Source organism: Bacteroides caccae (genome assembly GCF_002222615.2).
GTDB classification, from domain to species: Bacteria; Bacteroidota; Bacteroidia; order Bacteroidales; family Bacteroidaceae; genus Bacteroides; species Bacteroides caccae.
On sequence record NZ_CP022412.2, the window covers coordinates 1,962,165 to 1,983,902 of the forward strand.

Sequence of the window (21,738 nt, forward strand, 5' to 3'; positions counted from 1 at the left end):
AAAAACAGTGTTGCAAAGTAGTTTCTTTTTTGTGATAATACCAAATTGGTGGAAAAGTCTAAAGGGACAGGCATATATACATTAAAAAGCGTTGTATGAGCTGTACATAATGGCTTAAATGGTATTTGCGGGACAAAGATTAACTCATTTTAACTCAGTGTTCCCTTGTCTTGAGAGCGATAGCAGAAAATAAAAAATGGTTTCATGATGTTTTGAATATACTAAAATGATAGATTTTTGACTTATATCTTATATAGATTGCGTACTTTTTCCTACTTTTGCAGACCATTTATTTAAAAACCCATACATTGATATGCAGGAAAAAATAATAATTCTTGATTTCGGTTCGCAAACTACGCAACTTATTGGACGTCGTGTACGCGAGTTGGACACGTATTGCGAAATTGTTCCTTATAACAAATTTCCTAAAGAAGATACAACAATCAAAGGAGTTATCCTTTCCGGAAGCCCTTTTTCGGTTTATGATAAAGATGCTTTCAAAGTAGATTTGAGTGAGATTCGTGGTAAATATCCTATATTGGGAATTTGCTATGGCGCACAGTTTATGTCGTATACTAACGGTGGGAAAGTAGAGCCGGCCGGTACGCGTGAATATGGGCGTGCGCATCTGACTTCTTTCTGTAAGGATAATGTGTTGTTCAAAGGAGTACGCGAAAATACACAGGTGTGGATGAGCCATGGCGATACGATTACTGCTATCCCTGCTAACTTTAAAAAGATTGCTTCAACAGACAAAGTTGATATTGCTGCCTATCAGATTGAAGGTGAAAATGTATGGGGCGTTCAGTTTCATCCGGAAGTATTTCATAGCGAAGATGGAACACAGATCTTGAAGAATTTCGTAGTCGGGGTTTGTGGGTGCAAGCAGGATTGGTCACCGGCTTCTTTTATCGAAAGCACAGTTGCTGAATTGAAAGCACAGTTGGGTGATGATAAAGTAGTGCTCGGTTTGAGTGGTGGTGTGGATTCTTCTGTAGCTGCCGTGTTGCTGAACAGGGCTATTGGCAAGAATTTGACTTGTATCTTCGTAGATCATGGTATGTTGCGTAAGAATGAGTTCAAGAATGTGATGAACGATTACGAATGCCTTGGCCTGAACGTGATTGGTGTGGATGCCAGTGAGCAGTTCTTTGCGGAATTGGCCGGTGTAACGGAACCGGAAGGTAAACGTAAGATTATCGGTAAGGGCTTTATTGATGTGTTCGATGTAGAAGCTCACAAAATAAAAGATGTAAAATGGTTGGCGCAGGGTACTATTTATCCGGATTGCATAGAATCATTGTCTATCACAGGTACAGTGATTAAGAGTCACCATAATGTAGGGGGCCTTCCGGAGAAAATGAATCTAAAGTTGTGCGAGCCGCTTCGTTTGTTGTTTAAGGATGAAGTTCGTCGTGTAGGTCGTGAGTTGGGTATGCCGGAACATCTGATTACCCGTCATCCGTTCCCGGGACCGGGGTTGGCAGTACGTATTCTGGGAGATATTACGCCGGAGAAGGTACGTATCTTGCAGGATGCGGATGATATCTTTATTCAGGGATTGCGTGATTGGGGATTATATGATCAAGTATGGCAGGCAGGTGTTATCCTGTTGCCGGTACAGTCTGTCGGTGTAATGGGAGATGAGCGTACTTACGAAAGAGCAGTTGCCTTGCGTGCCGTGACATCTACGGATGCTATGACTGCCGATTGGGCGCATTTGCCTTACGAGTTCTTAGGTAAAATTTCGAATGACATTATTAATAAGGTAAAAGGTGTGAACCGTGTAACCTATGATATTAGTTCCAAACCGCCTGCAACAATCGAATGGGAATAAAATAAGTCCTTTTTAGATGATACTTGAGTAGCCTCAACTTGAATAAAGTTGGGGCTATTTTATTTTCATCTCGGCAAACAAACTGTTTCATACGGCAAAACCAATAGTTTCATGCATTGGAACCTTTGGTTTCGCCGTACAGAAACCATAGTTTCACCGGTGGGAAACTTTAGTTTCAGACGCTTGAAACTTTTGTTCCCAAGGCTTGAAACTTCCAGTTTCATTACGGGAAACAAATAGTTTTAAACCTTTGAAACAAAATTGAATAGGGTGCGTCTCTGTCTTGTCAATGAGAGACACACCCTATTCCGTATAACTTATGTTGATAACTGTTTATTTCGCTTGTAACTTGGTGACAATCGTTGCCGTAACCGTCGGATCGTCAGAACTACCGGCATTACCAGTCAGGTTTTGAATATATACCACTCCTTTTTGTCCATCTTGCGTCTGGTATGCATATACTTTTCCATTCTCTATTTCAATACTTTCTGTTGTTGGTGACAAATTCTTTAGAGGAGTGTCATCAATTCTGCTGATTGCGTTGAACTGTTCTAAGGTCATATTCGTAACTCCGAATTTAGTATTGCGAGCACCGTTAAAGGTTAAGCTATGCTTGGCAGGAGAGATTAATACTGCTTTTCCATTCTTATTTTCCATACCTATATTAACTTCAGCAGCATATTGACCCGCTTCACGGCTCTTATAGATGCGGCCATATAACCATTCAGCATAGAATACTCCCCAATATTTGTCAACTGATTCCAATTTCTTATCACTATGTTCAGAAAAGATAACAGCAGGAGTGATTTCTACTACAAAGTTTTTCTGAAAGTCTTCTCCTTCAGCATCAGTTACACTAATTTTGATCGCTTTGTTTTCTGACAGGTTTGTTATAGTATATGAAAAATCATAATTACTTTTAGGTTCGTCAAATGTTTGTCTGGTACTCTCGATGACAGATATCGCCGCACCGGTTTCAGCATTGGCTGTGCTGATAACGAAGGAGGTAAGTCCTGCTGTAGAAGTGATGCTTCCTTTTACCGTATATTCTTTGATACCTTTCGGAGTAGTTACCAAGTTCGTTCCTCCTTCAAAATTGAATAGTACAGTAGGAACATAATCAATATTAGCTTCATTTTCACAAGAGGTAAGTGAAAACAGGAAGATAAATAACGTATAAAATAAATGTTTTGCTTTCATATTATTGTAAAATTATTGGTTTATAAATCTGATTACCACCCGGCGTTTTGTTCAATATTCTGACTATTGTCAACTTCTTGCTGCGGGATTGGGAAATGGTAACATTTGGAAAGAAAAATACGTTCTTCCAGCAGGCTTCTGGTATATGTAGGATTTTCTAGGCTGCCTGTTACAGTAACCTTGTATACTGGTTTAGAGAACCATTCTTCCGCTTTGGCCCATCGGCGGGCATCGAAGAAACGATTGTCTTCGAATGCAAATTCTACACGATATTCTTTGTAGATGCGCTGTCTGAGTTCGTCCTTATTCCAATTTTTGTTTTCATCTAATTCTCCTACACCGGCACGTTTGCGTATCAGGTTGACTGTTTTTACTGCATTTTTGCTGTCACCCAATTCATTAAGTGTCTCTGCATACCCCAGTAATATTTCCGCATAACGTATCATTTGGGGGTTACAGTCATAATTGGAGTTTCCCGAACTTTTGTGTCCGATTCTATCGTCGAGATATTTCAGGACGAGATAACCGGATGATTTGCTTTTATCATCTACGTCAGTCATATCCAACGCTTGTTGGGAACCATTAAGATCGAATGTGTTGCCATGATAAAAGATTGTCATTTTAAGGCGTGGATCCCGGTTTTCATAAGGATTCTTATCGTCATATCCTGAATTTTTATTAATGATAGGCTGGCCATTGGCATCGTATCCGGTGATTGGTTCAGTACCGTCTTTCATGTCGTAAGCATCTACCAGATTCTGAGTGGGAGTACATCCCACATAAGATTTTTCATTCCAGGGAGCTCCTTGGGGAAGATTACTATGCATGGTGGCATTGGCAGCGAGTAGATATGTATATATATTTTCTTTGGTTTTACGCTCGCAGAAATAATGTGCATAACTTAATTCCGGATTTTGCGTGTCATAATATAAATCATAGATATTCAATCCCATGACTGCTGATAATGCGTCTCTGGCATCTTCCCATTTCTTACGATCCATAGACGGGTTGTTTAGTTTGCTGGCAGCATAAAGTTTGGTACGGGCTATGTAGGCCAGTGCCGCTCCTTTGGTAGCACGCCCGTAATTGGGGGCGTCCCATTCTAATGGAAGTTGTGATGCAACATCTGCCAGTTCGGAAACGATATAGTCGACGGTTGCTTCTGCAGTTGAACGCGAACGGTCCAAGTCGGTAGGAGAGATGATTTCATCTCCCAGCAACACGACTCCTCCGTACCAACGGTATAATTCTGCATAATACAGTGCCCGTAAGAAACGCGCTTGTAATTTTGAGGAGGCTTTTTCTTCATCAGACAGTACCGATTTGTCTACTTTTTGTATAAATAGAGTTGCGTTACGGATACTATTGTAATAGAAGGTCCAGGGATGTCCTCCGTTCATTGCAATATCAGAGGCAGACATGGTTGACTTACCATGCGTATGTGCTGATGAATATTCAATAGGTGCATATGCGTTGTCTGTTGCACAGTCAAGGAAAGTTACTCCATCTCCGGAGAAACTGGAGAAGCTACCTTGTGTTAGACGCGTGCGGGCATATAGGTTATTTAAAATCTGCCTTGTCTTTGCTGCGTCTGCATAGATTAATTCTTCCGTGTTCGTTCCTGTCTGGATTCGTTCCATATCACCGGTACATCCGTATAGGAGCAGTAGGGAAAAGGCTGTTAGAATAATATTTTTCTTCATATATCGAATTGTTATCAGAGGTTAGAATGTAACGTTTACTCCAAGATTATAGATTCTTTGCTGAGGGTAGAAGTTTCCGCGATTGGCAGGTTGTGCTTCCGGGTCGATCACTTTTAACTTATCCCAAGTAAGCAGGTTGAATCCGTTGACATACATCCTTAATGCGGATATCGGGGTGTGGGTAAACCACTTTTTAGGGAAGTTGTAGGATAACTCTACATTCTTCAGTCGCAGATAAGAAGCGTCATACAAATACATTGAAGATGATTTGAAGTTGTTCTGATTGGAGCCTGAAGAATTGCTCATACGATGATAAGTCGCAGTTTGCTGTGTTTCGGGAGTCCATCTGGCCAAATGTCTGTCGGCAAGAGCAGAACCAAGATTGAAGAACTCCCATGCAACTTCACCTGTCAGTGGAATTGTTACACGTGTTGCTCCCTGGAACATAACGGTCAGGTCGAAGTTTTTGTAAGACAGACCAACTTGGAATGAGCCGGTTATTTCGGGTACATCCGAGAAACCGAAAGGTGCTATGTCGTAATCATTGATAACACCGTCTCCGTTGATATCACGGAAACGGACGTCTCCAGGTTGTAAGGTGCCGTATTGCGTCGGGCCGGCTGCGATTTCGGCATATGTATTGTAGAATCCGTCGGCTATCAGTGAGAACTGTTGTCCGATAGAACCTCCGGTACGGTTCATATAAGGATATTTACGTATCTGTTCATTTTGTTCGATAATCTCATTGTGGTTGTAGGCAATGTTTGCTTTGATGCGATAGCCGAAGTCTTTGATCTTATGATCCCATCCTACTTCTACTTCTACACCTTGATTTTTTACTTCCATTAGATTTTGTGGAGAAAAACTTGTCACTCCGGAAATGATGTTGGTGCGTGAGGGAGTTTTCAAGATGTTGGTACGGTTTTCGCGGAAGTATTCGGCATTCAAGGTTAATTTACCTTCAAACCAGCGTGTGTCCATACCGATATTGAATTTGGTAGAACGTTCCCAACTTACAATCTGTGCTGCTTTTCCTTCCAAGAGTCCTCCACTGGCTGCAGTTGGAGATTCACCGAAATTGTAATTGGTGCCTGCGGCATAGGTCGCTTCCGAATAATAGGCAAAATTACTTCCGAATTTGTCATTACCGACTTGTCCTAATGAAGCTCTTATTTTCCAGTAAGGTAATAGTTTGCTGTCTTTTAGGAAAGATTCGTTAGTAACAATCCAGCCTACGGATGCGGAAGGGAATAATGCATATCGTTCGCCTTCAACAAATCTGTTGGAACCATTGTATCCTAAATTGATTTCTACTAAGTATTTACCTTCAAAATCATAGTTGGCACGGGCTACCAGTCCTTGATATACCTGCGGTAGCCCTCCATATTCACCATCGCCCGGTGCTTGGTGAGAGTTATAGTTGTATAAAATAAGTCCCGAAACATTATGTTTTTCTGCAAATTGATGTGAATAATTCACGAATGCTTCCCAGTATACACGTTTTTTTGCTCCGGATGCAAAATTGATGAGAGAAGGGAATACTTTGGCAAGTAGGCGTTGGTATGTTCCATTCTCATTATATTTCCATACAGGTTCCACCACATTCAAGCCCATACCGTTGTCTTCGATATAACTATTGTAGGAGAATTTACCTCCGATACTCAATCCTTTAGTAATAGCATGTAAATCGTAGTTCAGTTTTACAGTTCCTTCCAAAGCACTGTCGTTGTCCTTTCTATATCCCTGATAGAGGAATGCGTGTAGTGGGTTGGCTCTCACAAGATTTGGAACGGCTGCAAAAGTTCCGTTTTCGTTGACTAGCGGGAATGCATTGGCAGGTGTACGGGTCATATTGTTAAATGCACGGCTGGCATCTCCTTCGGAGTTGGGACGGTTCTTGCTTCCGGTACGATAGCTGAAGTCAACGCCAATACTGAAGTCTTTAGTAACTTGTATATCTAGGTTGGTTCGTACGTTGAAACGATTATAGTAGTAGGCAGAGTTGTAGTCTGGTTGCTGGAGTAAATTATCCAGTTCCGGGTTAATGGCAATCAATTTGGCCAGATCCGGTTTCTTTTTTAATTTTTCGATATCAGTTTCGTAGGTTCCGTTCTGATGAAAATAGCCTAATGACACAAAATATTTAAGCCGTTCGTTTCCTCCCGATACATTGACATTGTACTTTTGTTGTGTACCTAGTTTGGTAAACATATCTATATAGTCGTTGTCCGGATGAGTAAACGGGCTGGACTGGTCGCGGTATAATTGCATATCATGCTCTGTATATTTCGGTGCTTGCCCTTCATTCACCAAACCTTCATTCATCAATGTTGCATATTCTTCGGCATTCACCATTTTTGTAATACGGTTGATTTGTGTAATACCGAACTCACCGGAGAAAGAAACTTTAGCTTTACCGGAATTACCACGTTTTGTAGTCACAAGGATAACTCCGTTCGCTCCACGTACACCATAAACGGCAGTAGCAGATGCATCTTTCAATACGGAAATACTTTCTATTTCGTCCGGGTCGATTTGTGAAAAGTCACGTTCGATGCCATCTACCATAATCAACGGAGAAGCATCGTTCACCGTAGCACGGCCACGAATATAGAGTGCGGCAGCGTCTTCACCGGGACGTCCGCTGGTTTGACGTGTTACCAGTCCGGGAATACGTCCTGTCAGACTGTTTGTGACACTGGAAGTAGGACCTTGTTTCAGTTCCCGATTGCCCACAGCAGAAATAGATCCGGTAACCGATACCTTTTTCTGTTGCCCATAAGCTACAACCACTACTTCGTCCAAGGTTTGTGTGTCATCATGGAGTCTTACGGTAAGTGTCTTTCCATCTTTGGGAACGGTAACTTCCACAGTTTTCATTCCTATCATTGAAATAGCAATAATAGCCTTGTTACTGGTTACCTTTAATGTGAATTTGCCGTCAAGATTTGTAATTGTTCCATTACTGGGTTGTCCTTTTTCTACCACATTGGCACCAATTAATGGTTCGCCGGCGGCATCTGTAACAACACCTCTTACGGTTTCTTGTGCTTGCGCTCCTATGAACCATAAGCTCATTAGTAGCATTAATATATACCATTTTTTCATATTATACGATTTTTAGATTGTTATCTCCAACCGGGATTCTGTACTAAATTTGTATTTAACTGCATTTCTGAGTAGGGGATAGGAGAATAATACATCTTTGTATTAAATTTCCTTTGTCCGTCGACAACAAACTCATGTGTGGACACAACTCCATTATCTTGCCGCTCTATTCTGAATCCCATTAGTGGCTGGTTCAAATCTTTTTCGGCTGTTTTCCATCTTCTCAAGTCAAAATAGCGTTGATCTTCGAATGCCAGTTCAACCCGTCTTTCATTTCTTATTTTCTTTGTCATTTCCGTTTGAGAAGTTGTAGTGTATGGGACTGTTATTCCTGCACGTGTTCTTACTTTATTCAAAGCTTCGAGAGCTGTCCACCCCAAATCGGCTGCATCATTCGGTCCGTATGCTTCGTTCATGGCTTCGGCGTATAGCAAATAGATGTCTGCCAAGCGAATGACAGGGAAGTAGTGGTAGGTACTCGTTATTGTTTGAGCTGACAGATTTATATTCGTATCAAGGAATTTGCGTAAATAATAACCTGTAACGGTAGAACGAAGATTGACTTTGCCGATAGCATCCTGACTGTTGGGGTCGCTGATGTCGATTGCTCCTCTTGCTCCCAAAATACTTCCGTCACGAACGATCGTAACATCAAAACGAGGATCCATATTCTCGAATCGGGTATCTGATTGCATATCGTTGGCACTACCATCCTTCTTCTCGAAAGCGCATACCAGATTATGGGAAGGACAAGTACCTCCCGAACCCAACAGTGAAGGAGGGTAATTGTAAAGTTCCAGCATATAGTTTTTTGGATTTCCGGTATATACTATATATTCAGTATTTTGGTTTGGCTGTATGATAAACAGTTTTTCAAAGTTTGGGTATAAATACAATTTACTCGGAGCAAGGTCAATTACGGTTTTCAAAGCTTTAGCAGCAAGTTTCCACCTTTCTTGTACGTTTCCGTCAGTATAGCCGAGTATCGGATTTTGTACATTGTTGAATAATGGACTCGCTGCGTACGCCAGCGTTTTTGCCTTAATAGCCAACGGGCATGTACTGGCTGATAAAAAACCAAAACCACGATATTGATTGGTGATATAATTGTAGCGCGTAAATATTTCGCTGGCTTCATTGCATAAATTTACAATATAATCGACGCAATCGCTGAAATTATTGCGGGGTAATGTTATAATCTCTTTATCATCAAGAGTATATGTCTTTTTCACGAGCGGAACTCCTCCATACCTTTTGATTAACTCGAAGTAATAGAGTGCACGGACCGATTTACTCTCTGCTATGGCCAGTTCTTTATAACTTTCAACTTGTGCATCTGTCCAACCTGCATTGTTTTGTAGGAGAGGAATGTACTGCTCGAAATAAAGTGTACGCCGGATACCGATGTATAAATCGGCCCAACGGTTTTCTATCGGACTAATTTCGGTTGCGTATCCTTGTCCCAGTTTATACATTGCATTGGCGGGGTCTACATAAGCACCGTCATCTGTAGACGCGTCGAGGAATGCTGTATAGTTGCTTTGGTATCCATTGGGCATGGAAACGTAAACGCTATTCAGCATTTGGATTGTTTTGTTATAATCAATAAATGTCTCTTCCGGTTGCCAGTATTCATAAGGTTGTTGGTCCAGATAGTCGCATGAAGAAACTGCAAGAGCAATACAACCTGTTATGAGTATATGTTTAATCGTTCTCATAGTTAATTAAAATTTAATGTTTATTCCGGCGCTGAATGAGCGTTGGAGCGGATAAGCGACGCCATTGCCATAGGCCTCCGGGTCAATAACGTCTAGTTTATCAAATGTGAGCAGGTTCTGGCCATTTAAGAAGATACGGAGTTCTTCAAGACCGATGGAACGGACCACTTTGGTTGGTAGATTATACGACAGTTCTACATTCTTTAGTCTTAGATAAGAGGCGTCCCGTTGCCAATAGGTAGACGAAAGACTGTTGTTGCTTGAACCCGCAGCTTTAGTTGTAAATCTTGGGTTGTTGACAGAAGGGTTTTCCGGTGTCCATCTATTTCTTTGGTGTTCATACATATTTCCGTTATTGTAGAATGCAAACGCTGTGTATGAAGATAGCATTTTAGATACTTTAGCTGCCCCTTGGAATAGCACGGACAGAGAAAATCCTTTATAGCTTCCTCCAAGACTGAAGCCATAGAACACTTGAGGAACATCCGTGTATCCGTAACGTACCCGATCTTTTTCATCTATCTTACCGTCTCCGTTGATATCTTTATATCGTATGTCTCCGGGAACGACGCTGTTCAATGTGTGAACAGGAGCTGCCGCAATTTCTTCATACGATTGGAAAATACCATCGGCAATATAGACTAGTGAAGTACCATAAGGGTGTCCTTTGGAATACATATAGTCATACGGTTGCAAGGCTTCGTCCATATCAATGACTTTGTTTTTGCTGTATGAAATGTTACCACTAAGGAAATATGTGAAATCTTTACCTATGTTATCTTTCCAGTTTAGGCTACCTTCCAAACCTTTGGTTTCCATTTTCCCGATATTCTTGCCTGGCATATAGATAGTAGTATATCCCAACATGGATGAAAATGTGGAGGGAATGGTGTATACACCGGTGCGACGATCCTTCCAAATGTCGAATGTTGCGTTCAGACGATTAGAGAACATTCCTAAGTCTGCCCCTAGATTTATTTGAGTAGATTTCTCGTAGGTAGCAGAAGGATTGGCTTGTTGGGTTTCCAATAGAGAAGTATATTGCGCCATGTCATTACCAAAATAGATTCCTTCATTCAAATTCTGAAGACGGCTCATATACATATACGCAGATACTGCACGGTCATTGTTTACCTTACCGATACTACCGCGTATCTTTAGATTAGAAATAGCGGGCTTTAACACATCAAAGAATTTCTCGTTGGATGCGTACCATGCCAAGGAGACAGTAGGAGACAATCCCCAGCGGTTCTCATTATTGAATTTGTAAGAACCTTGATAGCCGAAAGTGGCATCTATCTGGTATCTGTTATCGTATTTATATGCAAACCAGCCACCAACTGTTTGGTAGCGATAGGGAAGCACAATACTTTGATTGTATTCATATTGGTCGTAAAACATCATTCCCGAAACATTGTGCTTACCGGAAATACGATTGTAGCTAAGTTTAAAATTTAATGTGGTGTTACGTGCATCACCATATTTCATGGCAGCATTTGATATCATTTCTTCACTAGTTCCATATTTTTGGAGTACTCCGTTATTTTGAAGTGTGTAATAATTGAAAGAGCGGGTACGGTTTTGTTTTTGTAAGTTGTATACGTCCATAGAAATCTGTCCGTAGAGCGATAAACCCTTCAGAAGGAAATCCAGATCCTGTTTCAGTGATACAGAAAAGGCGCCATAACGTTTATCGATCGCTGTGTAGCCACCTCTGTTCAAAATAGCCCACGGATTGATATATTTATCATTGCCTGCAACAATACGGTCTCCCGGTTGTGATTTGATAGGATTCCCTGACTGGTCTACATAGTTATGGGTATCTTTATAGTACATAGGAAATGCTGTAGCCGGCGTTTTCAACAGATTCTGGAATATATATTGTTGTGCTTGGTCATGATAAGGAGAGTTTTCGCTTTGCATCCAACCGTCTAATTTTACTGATAACAGGGTCGTAGAGGTGATGTCGAAGTCTACGTTCGAGCGAAAGTTGATTCGGGAAAATTCTGTGTTGGTACTGTAATTCTGCTCTTTTTCAGTATTAAACATTCCTGCTTGTCCGGTATATCCCAATGAGACGAAATAACGGGTACGCCCGGAACCTCCTTCTACTGTGGCATTATATCGCTGCATGAAAGTTCCTTTTTTAAGCAAGTTTCCTATCCAGTCGACATCTGGGTAGCGCTCCGGGTCTGAATGATTGGCGAATTTATTGATCTCCGTTTCCGTGTAGAAAGGATTCAAACCGTCATTAATGTTCGCTTCATTGTAGAATTGAGCATATTCTGCCGCGTTAACAGCTTTGGGAACTCTCATGTTCTGCTGATATATCCCTTGGATGTTAAGGCTGACTCTAGGTTTTCCGAGACGTCCGGATTTGGTTTCAATCAGGATAACTCCGTTCGCGCCTCGCATACCATAAAGAGCGATAGCAGAAGCATCTTTTAATATGGTCACTCTTTCAATTTCCTGAGTTTGTACCATACCGTAGTAATTGCGTTCTTGTCCATCGATTAGTACAAGTGCGTCATTTCCATTGCTACGTATTCCACGTATATAAATGGAAGCTTCGTCATTGCCCGGTTCTCCACTTCGCTGAATCGTAGTTAACCCCGATATTCTTCCTGACAATGCATTGGATAAATGCTGTACAGGCACATTCTCCAATACTTTACCGGAGATTACATCGGATGCACCGCTAAACTCTGTTTTTAACTTACTTCCATAGGGTATGGAAATGATTGTCGAGTCTTTTTCATTCTTTTCCTTCACTGTTTTGTCCTGTGCTGAAATGATGGTTGAATAACCTGCAAGTGAGCAAAATAGCAGAAAGAACTTGATTTTTAAAGTTTTCTTTCTCATAAATATTAAATTAAGGGGAATATTTTATAATATTCAGTTTAGAATAAGTCGTAGTAGAACTTAGCCTAATTTAATCTATATCTATGATAATCAGTTTGTTAAAGTTGTGATATTTATTAAAAAAGAGTAATGGTATAAAGTTGGTATCTAAAAAAGTAGATTTAATTTGTGGGAGAATGCAAAATAAATGAAATATTAGCTTGATATTTTAAAATCAATTAATATATTTGCGGAGAATTAAAAACAAAATGAACTTTTAAAGCAAAATCGCCTATGGAGAGCTAAGCACTTCTACTATAATTTAGAAAATTATTAAGTTCTACTACAACTTAGCTATTAATTTAATCTTTTAGAAACATAAATAAGAAAAGGGAAAAACTATTTTTTAATGGTGGTTATATGTTTGTCGTTTGGTAATCGTAGACAAAATGATCCTATTTGTGCTACCTAAACAGGGAATTATATAATTAACTATCTATCTAATTATCTAGGTAAGTTTTTAAAACCTCTGCTATTTTCTCATATCCTTTAGTATTAGGATGAAGTCCATCGCTGAATAAGGATGAATTGATAATGCCATTTTTATCTGTCAACAGATTGCTTAAGTTTATATAAATACAATTCTGTTCTAGCTTCTTACGAAGTTCTTTGTTAATTTGCTGAATACGTTTTTCTGTGTTTGCTCTTGGGAGGATTCCCATTACGCATAATTTAGCTTGTGGTTGGCGTATTTTAATAGCTTCGGTAACCTGAAGAATACCTTGCAGAATTTCTTTATCTGTATTAAATTGAAGATTATTAGTTCCTATCAGTAGAAAAATCATATTTGCTTTGAAACCGTCCAATTCGCCATGGTAGATGCGCCACAATACGTTTTCTGTTTTATCCCAGCCGAAACCGAGATTGCGAACTGACCTGTTTTTGAATAGCTTGTCCCAAGCTTCTTTTCCACGTTGTGTCGGTGCAGTAGGCTCGCCGGCCCAGTAATGCGTGATAGAGTTACCTATCATAATGATTTCCGGGGCATTTTCTCGGTTTAATTTAAGGATTTCTTCATGACGCGCGTACCAATCATAGGAATCTCTTTGTTGTTTGCATGGAATACATGAAGTGGGACCTTCATTCTTTTCATGTAATATTTCCCGTATCTTTTTTAAATAACTGTCTGCATATTGCTGCATACCTAAATCAGTAGAATGAACTCCGTCTACCATACCGTCTGCCGGAATACCTATTTCTTCCTTTGTCAGATAATAGATATCCGGAATTTGTTCTTCTTGTAAAGTATTGTATGCTTTTCGCAATTCAGTATTAGCTACGCGGTATGATTCTTCTGCTTTTTCGGAAGTGACATCGTTGGCATATCCGTCATGCTCTACTAGTAAAATAGGTGCTTTGCTGGTTTCGCGTAATTTCTTTACTCCTTTTAAGGTACGGTTGTATATCACTTCTGCACTCTTTCCCGGTAGGTTGGGCATACAGTCAATGATAAACAGTTTTGCATCAATCTCGGACAATAAGTCGAATAGTTCGCTCTCGAGTTTACCATTGCCGGAGAATCCCAAATTGATGACGGGATGTTCCGACTTTCTATTTAAAATATTTCCCCATGCCATACCCGGACGGGAGGCACAAGCCCCTTGTGCAATGGAAGTTCCGTAAATAACCAGGGGTTTTTCTTGTGAGACGGGAAGAAAACGGAAAGAAGTGTTCTCGGGTACACCGATTTCTAGCCATGACACACTGTTGTAAAGAGGTAGAAATAATTGATATTCAAAACCTTTTCCGGTTTTTGCGGCATACGAAAGTCCGCTAAAATCGTATGTAATGGTATCCTGCATAACATACCGTCCAACACACCAACGCTCTTGACCATTATTGTCGGTTGCATATAAATCAATGCCGGAGACACCAGTTGCTGGCATGTGTGGCATGGAAAGAGCGCCTTTCACAACATAACGAATTTTTATTTCCGGAGCATTGGAACGAAATGCAATGGAGAGTCCTGCGCTTTGGAGTGATAAGTCCCATACCGCTTTTCGTACTTTATCTTTAGCCCGTTGTGGAAGTCGTGTGTAAAATCCTGCGGGATCTTCTTGCCATGCTTGTCCACGGACGACCGGAAAACTTTCTTTTTGTGGATTGAACCACTTATATTGTGCTGTTAGTGATGAAGTGCAACCTAAAAAAAGAATAAAAAGAAAGAGGTGTAAATGTGTTGTTTTCATAGGTGGTATAAATAATATAACTTAATTTATATAATGAGCTTCTGTGCATCAGGAATAAGAATTTCTTTTCGTCGCAACTCAATCAATCCTTTATCCTGTAATTCGTTAAGTGCTTTGGAAGTATTCAGACGGGTATCGTCTAAATAGCGAGCTAAATCATCCATTTTTACTTTGAATATCTTTTCTCCTTGTGTTTTCTCGCAATGCAGTAAGAAGAAGCGGGAAATCTTCTCCTTTAAGTCTATAGTCGGTTCTTCCCATAGTCGGGAGTAAAGATTTTGTGCACGATTGCTGACAATATTCATATAGTTGAGCCGGAATATATCGTAATTAAACAGGTCGCTAAGTACGAAGGCTTTACTAATACTGATTGTGTGGGCTTCTGTATGCGCTATATAAGAGGATGCGTAATTCGTATTCATGCCGAATAACGATTGTGGCTCTATCAGATATGGTGCTTCCATTTGCTCAATGACAGTGTATATGTTTTCTTTGGAAGTGGTGACGATAGATACTTTACCTTTTAACAGGAAACGGAGTTGCTTACAAGGACTACCATTCTCAATGATAGTTTCTCCGGCTTTATGCTTGATAAAATGTAGCTTTACCTTATCCAAAATACTAGTGAAATCTTCATGGCAAAGACCTTGAAATAAAGGCAATTGGAGCAAAGTGTCGAACATTGTTTCCATACGTTGTTATCTCTTATTTATTGTACAAATTTACTCATTATACAACACTGCTGTCAACATCTGACCCTTCTTTTTGTTTTTTTTATTGTTTGAATGCATAAAAATAGAGTATATTTGCAGAAAAAAAGGAGGAAATTATGTTTGCAGGCTTTAACTGGCAACAGATGATTAGTGCGTTTATCGTGCTTTTTGCGGTAATAGACATTATCGGTTCTATACCTATTATTATTAACCTGAAAGAAAAGGGGAAGGATGTGAATGCAATGAAGGCTACCGTTATTTCTTTTGCCTTATTAATCGGTTTCTTTTATGCAGGGGACATGATGCTGAGACTCTTCCATGTAGATATTGAATCTTTTGCTGTTGCAGGTGCATTTGTTATTTTCCTCATGTCTTTGGAAATGATTCTGGATATTGAAATCTTCAAAAATCAGGGACCTATCAAAGAAGCTACTCTAGTTCCGCTTGTTTTTCCTCTTTTAGCCGGTGCCGGAGCTTTTACTACCTTGCTTTCCCTTCGGGCAGAATATGCCAGCATTAATATTATCATCGCCTTGGTTCTGAATATGGTCTGGGTTTTCTTTGTTGTGAGTATGACCGGTCGTGTGGAACGATTCCTCGGGAAAGGTGGTATTTATATTATTCGCAAGTTCTTTGGAATTATCCTGTTGGCTATCTCTGTCAGGTTGTTTACGGCGAATATAACGTTGTTGATTGAGGCATTGCATAAGTCCTGATTGGAAAATTCCTCCTTCGGATTCTCCTCTTCTTCCTCGTCATCATCCTTTTCATCTGCAAAAGGTTCCGGGCGTTGAGGCCCGTGATTCACAAAAGCTAGGGCACAGAGTGTTCCCATAATTCCACCGCTTAGATGTCCTTCCCACGACATATTGGCGGGAGAGAAATAGGGGAACATATGCCAGATAATTCCTCCGTATAAAAAGGTGACAAGCAGAGAAATGGCAATAAGTGGTACGTATTTGCGGAGAATGCCACTGAAAAAAAGGAAAAAGGCAAGACCGTAGATTAATCCGCTGGCACCTATATGCCAGCCCGGTTTACCTATAATAAAGGTAAGTAGTCCGGCACCGATCCAAATCAGGATAAAAATTTTTCCCGCTATTCCCCGGTAAAAGTAAAAAAGACACCATGATAAGAAAAATAGCGGGAGCGTATTAGCCAGTAAATGACTGAATCCACTGTGTATCAACGGATGAGTCAGAATACCGAAAACTCCACGTTTTTCCATAGGATATATCCCCAAGTGAGAGAGATCCCAATGCATCCCGACCTCTACAATCTTGAGCATATAAAGAATGAAAATAAGAAACAGTGGCTTTGCTGCAGCTAGCATGATACGCTGAATATCTTGTTTCATGACTTTCTTTTCTTTAGATATTTTACGCAATACTACGAATATTTGCACAAAATCTGAAAATAAAAACCCTTTTTATTTTTGTTTTTATCTAGAATTTGTACATTTGGACATTGTACCTGTTATATATGGTGCTACAACCATTCTGTATGCGATATAGTAATAAATACAAGTATGATATAATAGCCAATAATTAACCTTTAAATAATGCACAACTATGAGTTATTTACGATTTGACAAGACCCTCATGACGAATCTGGAAGAATCTCTGCAGAGAGAAATTCTCCGGACGAACAAGGCAGGAGCTTATCATTGTACAACGATTGTTGATTGTAACACACGCAAATATCACGGCCTGTTGGTGATTCCCGTTCCCAATCTCGACGATGAAAATCATGTGCTGCTATCTTCTCTTGATGAAACGGTAATTCAACATGGTGCGGAGTTTAACTTGGGATTGCATAAATATCAGGGGAACAACTTTAGTCCCAACGGGCACAAGTATATCCGTGAGTTTGATTGTGAACATATCCCGGCGACAACTTACCGTGTTGGAGGAGTAATTCTCCGCAAAGAAAAAATCTTTGTACATCATGAAAATAGAATCCTGATTCGTTATACTTTACTTGATGCGCATTCGGCAACGACTTTGCGCTTCCGTCCGTTCCTTGCTTTCAGAAGTGTACGTGAGTATACTCACGAAAATGCACAGGCAAGCCGCGAGTATCAACTTGTGGAAAACGGTATAAGGACTTGTATGTATCCGGGCTATCCGGAACTGTATATGCAGTTGAACAAAAAATGTGAGTTCCATTTCCTACCCGACTGGTATCGTGGCATTGAATACCCGAAGGAACAGGAACGAGGGTATGATTTCAATGAAGATCTTTATGTTCCCGGTTATTTTGAGGTGGATATAAAGAAAGGGGAGAGTATTGTATTCTCGGCCGGGACTTCAGAAATATCCCCTCGGAGACTGAAACAGACATTTGAGGCGGAAGTGGCTGATCGTACACCGCGTGATAGTTTTTATCACTGTCTGAAAAATTCTGCTCACCAATATCACAATCAACAGGAAGGTGAACATTATATCCTTGCCGGTTATCCATGGTTTAAATGCCGTGCACGCGATATGTTTATTGCTTTGCCGGGGCTGACGCTTGCTATTGACGAAATCGACCAGTTTGAGGATGTGATGAAAACAGCGGAAAAAGCAATTCGTAACTTCATTAATGAAGAACCTGTGGGTTACAAAATCTATGAGATGGAACATCCTGATGTTTTGCTTTGGGCTGTTTGGGCTCTGCAACAATATGCAAAAGAGACTTCCCGAGAGCAATGTCGTCAGAAATATGGAGAGCTTCTGAAAGATATCATGGAATATATCCGTCAGAGGAAACATGATAACCTTTTCTTGCATGAAAACGGGCTGCTTTATGCAAATGGTACGGAAAAAGCGATTACATGGATGAACTCTACCGTAAACGGTCATCCGGTAATTCCCCGTACAGGATATATTGTTGAGTTTAATGCTTTATGGTATAATGCGCTGCGTTTTGTGGCAGATCTAGTGCGTGAAGGTGGAGATGCAATTTTTGCAGATGTACTTGACGCACAAGCTGAAGTGACCGGAAAGTCATTTGTGGATGTGTTCCGGAACGAATATGGGTATTTGCTTGATTATGTGGATGGTAATATGATGGATTGGAGTGTACGCCCTAACATGATATTTACAGTAGCATTTGATTATTCTCCTTTAGATAGGGCGCAAAAGAAACAAGTGCTTGATATTGTGACTAAGGAATTGCTTACCCCGAAGGGAATCCGTTCGTTGAGTCCGAAGAGTGGCGGATATAATCCGAATTATGTAGGTCCGCAGGTACAGCGGGATTATGCTTATCATCAGGGAACTGCATGGCCTTGGCTAATGGGATTCTATCTGGAGGCTTATTTGCGAATCTATAAGATGAGCGGACTGTCATTCGTCGAACGCCAGTTGATTAGCTATGATGATGAGATGACAAGCCATTGTGTGGGCTCCATTGCCGAACTATTTGATGGAAACCCACCTTTCAAAGGACGTGGCGCGGTATCGTTTGCAATGAATGTGGCAGAAATATTGCGTGTTTTAAAGCTACTGTCTAAGTATTATTAAAAAAGGAGGAACGAAGATGAAAGTTTTAATGTTTGGATGGGAATTCCCTCCCAAAATATATGGTGGTCTTGCGGTTGCTTCTTACGGAATAACTAAGGGATTGAGCTTGCAAGGTGACATGGAAACAATCTTTTGTATGCCTAAGCCTAGCGGCGAAGAAGAAAAGTTCTTAAAAATAATCGGTATGAACCAAGTACCTATTGTATGGCGTGATATCAATTATGACTACTTGAAGTCTCGCTTGTTGGAGATGTCTCCGGAAGAATACTATTCTTTCCGCGATCATATTTATGCCGATTTTTCTTATATGCACGTCAATGATTTGGGATGTATGGAGTTTGCAGGAGGTTATCCCGGAAACTTGCACGAGGAAATTAATAACTTCTCGATCATTGCCGGAGTAGTGGCTCGTCAGCAGGAATTTGATATTATCCATGCGCACGACTGGCTGACTTATCCTGCCGGTGTACATGCCAAAATGGTAAGTGGCAAACCGCTTTGTATTCATGTACATGCCACTGATTTCGACCGTTCTCGCGGTAAAGTCAATCCTACTGTTTATTCTATAGAGAAGAACGGGATGGATCATGCTGATTGTATTATGTGTGTATCTGAACTTACTCGCCGCACAGTGATTAACGAATATCATCAGGACCCTAGAAAGGTATTTGCTATGCACAATGCTGTTTATCCATTGTCTCAGGAACTTTTAGATATTCCGCGTCCTGAACACCCAAAAGAAAAAGTGGTAACCTTCCTCGGGCGTATAACTATGCAGAAGGGACCGGAATACTTTGTGGAGGCTGCGGCACTTGTTTTGCAGCGTACTCGTAATATCCGTTTTGTTATGGCAGGTTCAGGCGATATGTTGAATGCCATGATTAACTTGGTGGCGGAACGTGGTATTGCCGATCGCTTCCATTTCCCCGGCTTTATGAAAGGTAAACAGGTATATGAGGTTTATAAGAATAGTGACGTATTTGTTATGCCGTCCGTTTCCGAACCTTTTGGTATTGCTCCGTTGGAGGCAATGCAGTGTGGTACACCTTCTATTATTTCGAAGCAATCGGGGTGTGGTGAAATTCTTGATAAGGTGATTAAAACCGACTATTGGGATATTCATGCTATGGCTGATGCTATTTATTCTCTTTGCACCAATCAATCTCTTTTCGAGTATCTTCGGGACGAAGGAAAGAAAGAAGTTGATGGGATTACTTGGGAAAAGGTTGGCTTGAGAATTCGTGCTCTTTACGAGGATGTGTTAAGAAACTATGGTAAATAACAAAACAATAAATAAAAATGAGAACTATCTGTCTTTATTTTGAAATACATCAAATTATCCATTTGAAACGTTATCGTTTCTTCGATATCGGTAATGATCATTACTATTATGATGACTATGCGAATGAAACAGGTATGAATGAAGTTGCTGAACGTTCATATCTCCCTGCCCTTAGTACATTGATTGAGATGGCGAAAAGTTCGGGCGGTGCTTTCAAGGTAGCGCTTTCTATCTCGGGAGTAGCTTTGGAACAGCTTGAAATCCATGCTCCGGCGGTCATTGATTTATTGCACCAGTTGAATGATACAGGATGTTGTGAATTCCTTTGTGAACCATATTCACATGGCTTATCATCACTGGCCAATGAGGATTGTTTTCGCGAAGAAGTACTTCGCCAGCGTGATAAGATGAAGCAAATGTTTGGTAAAGAACCGAAAGTATTCCGTAATTCTAGCTTGATTTATTCCGATGAAATCGGTGGCTTGGTAGCTTCTATGGGCTTTAAGGGGATGTTGACGGAAGGGGCAAAACATGTGTTGGGCTGGAAGAGTCCGCATTATGTATATCATTGTAACCAGGCACCTAGTCTTAAATTGTTGTTGAGGGACTTCAAACTTTCGGATGATATCAGTCTGCGTTTCTCTAATTCGGATTGGGCGGAATATCCTTTGTTTGCTGATAAATATATCAACTGGATTGATGTGCTACCGCAAGAAGAACAAGTAATCAATATCTTTATGGAATTGAGTGCTCTTGGTATGGCTCAACCATTGTCTTCCAATATTCTTGAATTCCTGAAAGCATTGCCGGAATGTGCGAGAGCTAAAGGAATTACTTTCTCTACACCGACTGAGATTGTAACGAAGTTGAAATCTGTTTCTCAACTTGATGTTCCTTATCCGATGTCATGGGTAGATGAGGAAAGAGATACGAGCAGTTGGCTGGGTAATGTTCTTCAACGTGAAGCTTTTAATAAACTATATAGCGTTGCCGAACGTGTGCATTTGAGTGACGATCGCCGTATCAAGCAGGACTGGGATTATTTGCAGGCTAGTAATAACTTCCGTTTTATGACAACGAAGAATACAGGTATCTGGTTGAATCGTGGTATCTATGACTCTCCTTATGATGCTTTTACCAACTACATGAATATCTTAGGTGACTTTATCAAACGAGTTAATTCTTTGTATCCTGAAGATGTGGATAGTGAAGAACTTAATTCTCTTTTGACTACTATTAAGAATCAGGGTGATGAGATTACTGAATTGCAGAAAGAAGTAGCTAAGTGGCAAGCAAAAGCCGAAAAGGAAACGGCTGCTAAAAAAACTGCGGCCAAGAAGTCTGTTGTGGCAAAAGAGTCGGTGGTAAAGAAAGAACCTGCTGCAAAGAAATCAGCGACCAAGAAAACTGCTGAATCAAAGAAAGCGGTCGGACGGGCCAAGAAGACTGTTACAAAGAAAGAAGAATAAAATAAAATTCTATATACAACAGAACCGTGAGTGAGATGTATATCAGACTCACGGTTCTGTTGTATATAGAAAATAGTATTTAATAAATATCCTTTTTAAAATAATAGCG

Annotated in this window: 13 protein-coding genes; 5 read left to right on the forward strand and 8 right to left on the reverse strand. The window is 40.4% G+C overall.

Translation table 11 applies throughout. The annotated features are described in order from the left end of the window. The first annotated feature begins 313 nt into the window (after positions 1–313). The gene (gene guaA / locus CGC64_RS07675) at positions 314–1,837 is read left to right on the forward strand and encodes a glutamine-hydrolyzing GMP synthase (protein WP_005677384.1); all 1,524 of its coding nucleotides are present in this window, start codon (positions 314–316) and stop codon (positions 1,835–1,837) included. A 333-nt stretch (positions 1,838–2,170) separates the two neighbouring features. Here guaA and CGC64_RS07680 read toward each other — a convergent pair whose 3' ends face one another. The 7 genes from CGC64_RS07680 to CGC64_RS07710 form a co-directional block, all read right to left on the reverse strand. Continuing rightward, positions 2,171–3,037: a hypothetical protein gene (locus CGC64_RS07680; protein WP_005677386.1), complete on the reverse strand. Its 867-nt coding sequence runs from the start codon at positions 3,035–3,037 to the stop codon at positions 2,171–2,173. A gap of 32 nt (positions 3,038–3,069) precedes the next feature. Continuing rightward, the gene (locus CGC64_RS07685; protein ID WP_005677388.1) at positions 3,070–4,740 is read right to left on the reverse strand and encodes a RagB/SusD family nutrient uptake outer membrane protein; all 1,671 of its coding nucleotides are present in this window, start codon (positions 4,738–4,740) and stop codon (positions 3,070–3,072) included. A 21-nt stretch (positions 4,741–4,761) separates the two neighbouring features. Next, entirely contained in the window at positions 4,762–7,848 is a 3,087-nt protein-coding gene (locus CGC64_RS07690) for a SusC/RagA family TonB-linked outer membrane protein (protein WP_005677389.1), read from the reverse strand. Between the two features lie 20 nt (positions 7,849–7,868). Further along, positions 7,869–9,566 (reverse strand): RagB/SusD family nutrient uptake outer membrane protein, encoded by a 1,698-nt coding sequence (locus CGC64_RS07695; RefSeq protein ID WP_005677393.1) that lies wholly within the window; start codon positions 9,564–9,566, stop codon positions 7,869–7,871. Between the two features lie 6 nt (positions 9,567–9,572). Then, on the reverse strand, positions 9,573–12,428 hold the full coding sequence (locus CGC64_RS07700) for a SusC/RagA family TonB-linked outer membrane protein (RefSeq protein WP_005677395.1): 2,856 nt from the start codon (positions 12,426–12,428) through the stop codon (positions 9,573–9,575). 479 nt (positions 12,429–12,907) lie between these two features. Continuing rightward, positions 12,908–14,656 carry an SGNH/GDSL hydrolase family protein gene (locus tag CGC64_RS07705; protein ID WP_005677396.1) on the reverse strand — a complete coding sequence of 583 codons (1,749 nt, stop codon included), beginning with the start codon at positions 14,654–14,656 and terminating at the stop codon, positions 12,908–12,910. A 26-nt stretch (positions 14,657–14,682) separates the two neighbouring features. Continuing rightward, entirely contained in the window at positions 14,683–15,348 is a 666-nt protein-coding gene (locus CGC64_RS07710) for a Crp/Fnr family transcriptional regulator (RefSeq protein WP_005677397.1), read from the reverse strand. 137 nt (positions 15,349–15,485) lie between these two features. Between CGC64_RS07710 and CGC64_RS07715 the strand changes: the two genes are divergently transcribed. Then, positions 15,486–16,085, forward strand: a complete 600-nt coding sequence (locus tag CGC64_RS07715; RefSeq protein ID WP_005677399.1) for a MarC family protein — start codon at positions 15,486–15,488, stop codon at positions 16,083–16,085. On the opposite strand, the gene CGC64_RS07720 is transcribed toward CGC64_RS07715, so the two are convergent. Next, positions 15,983–16,726, reverse strand: coding sequence for a rhomboid family intramembrane serine protease (locus CGC64_RS07720; RefSeq protein WP_005680140.1), 744 nt, complete (start codon positions 16,724–16,726; stop codon positions 15,983–15,985). The two genes, CGC64_RS07715 and CGC64_RS07720, sit on opposite strands and share 103 nt — an antisense overlap. A gap of 214 nt (positions 16,727–16,940) precedes the next feature. Between CGC64_RS07720 and CGC64_RS07725 the strand changes: the two genes are divergently transcribed. Genes CGC64_RS07725 through CGC64_RS07735 form a run of 3 tightly spaced genes read left to right on the forward strand, consistent with a single transcriptional unit; the run spans position 16,941 to position 21,629 of the window. Then, positions 16,941–18,878, forward strand: a complete 1,938-nt coding sequence (locus tag CGC64_RS07725) for a glycogen debranching enzyme N-terminal domain-containing protein (protein ID WP_005677402.1) — start codon at positions 16,941–16,943, stop codon at positions 18,876–18,878. Between the two features lie 16 nt (positions 18,879–18,894). Further along, positions 18,895–20,160: a glycosyltransferase family 4 protein gene (locus CGC64_RS07730; RefSeq protein ID WP_005677403.1), complete on the forward strand. Its 1,266-nt coding sequence runs from the start codon at positions 18,895–18,897 to the stop codon at positions 20,158–20,160. Positions 20,161–20,177: 17 nt separating this feature from the next. After that, entirely contained in the window at positions 20,178–21,629 is a 1,452-nt protein-coding gene (locus CGC64_RS07735) for a glycoside hydrolase family 57 protein (RefSeq protein WP_005677405.1), read from the forward strand. The last annotated feature ends 109 nt before the right edge of the window (positions 21,630–21,738 follow it).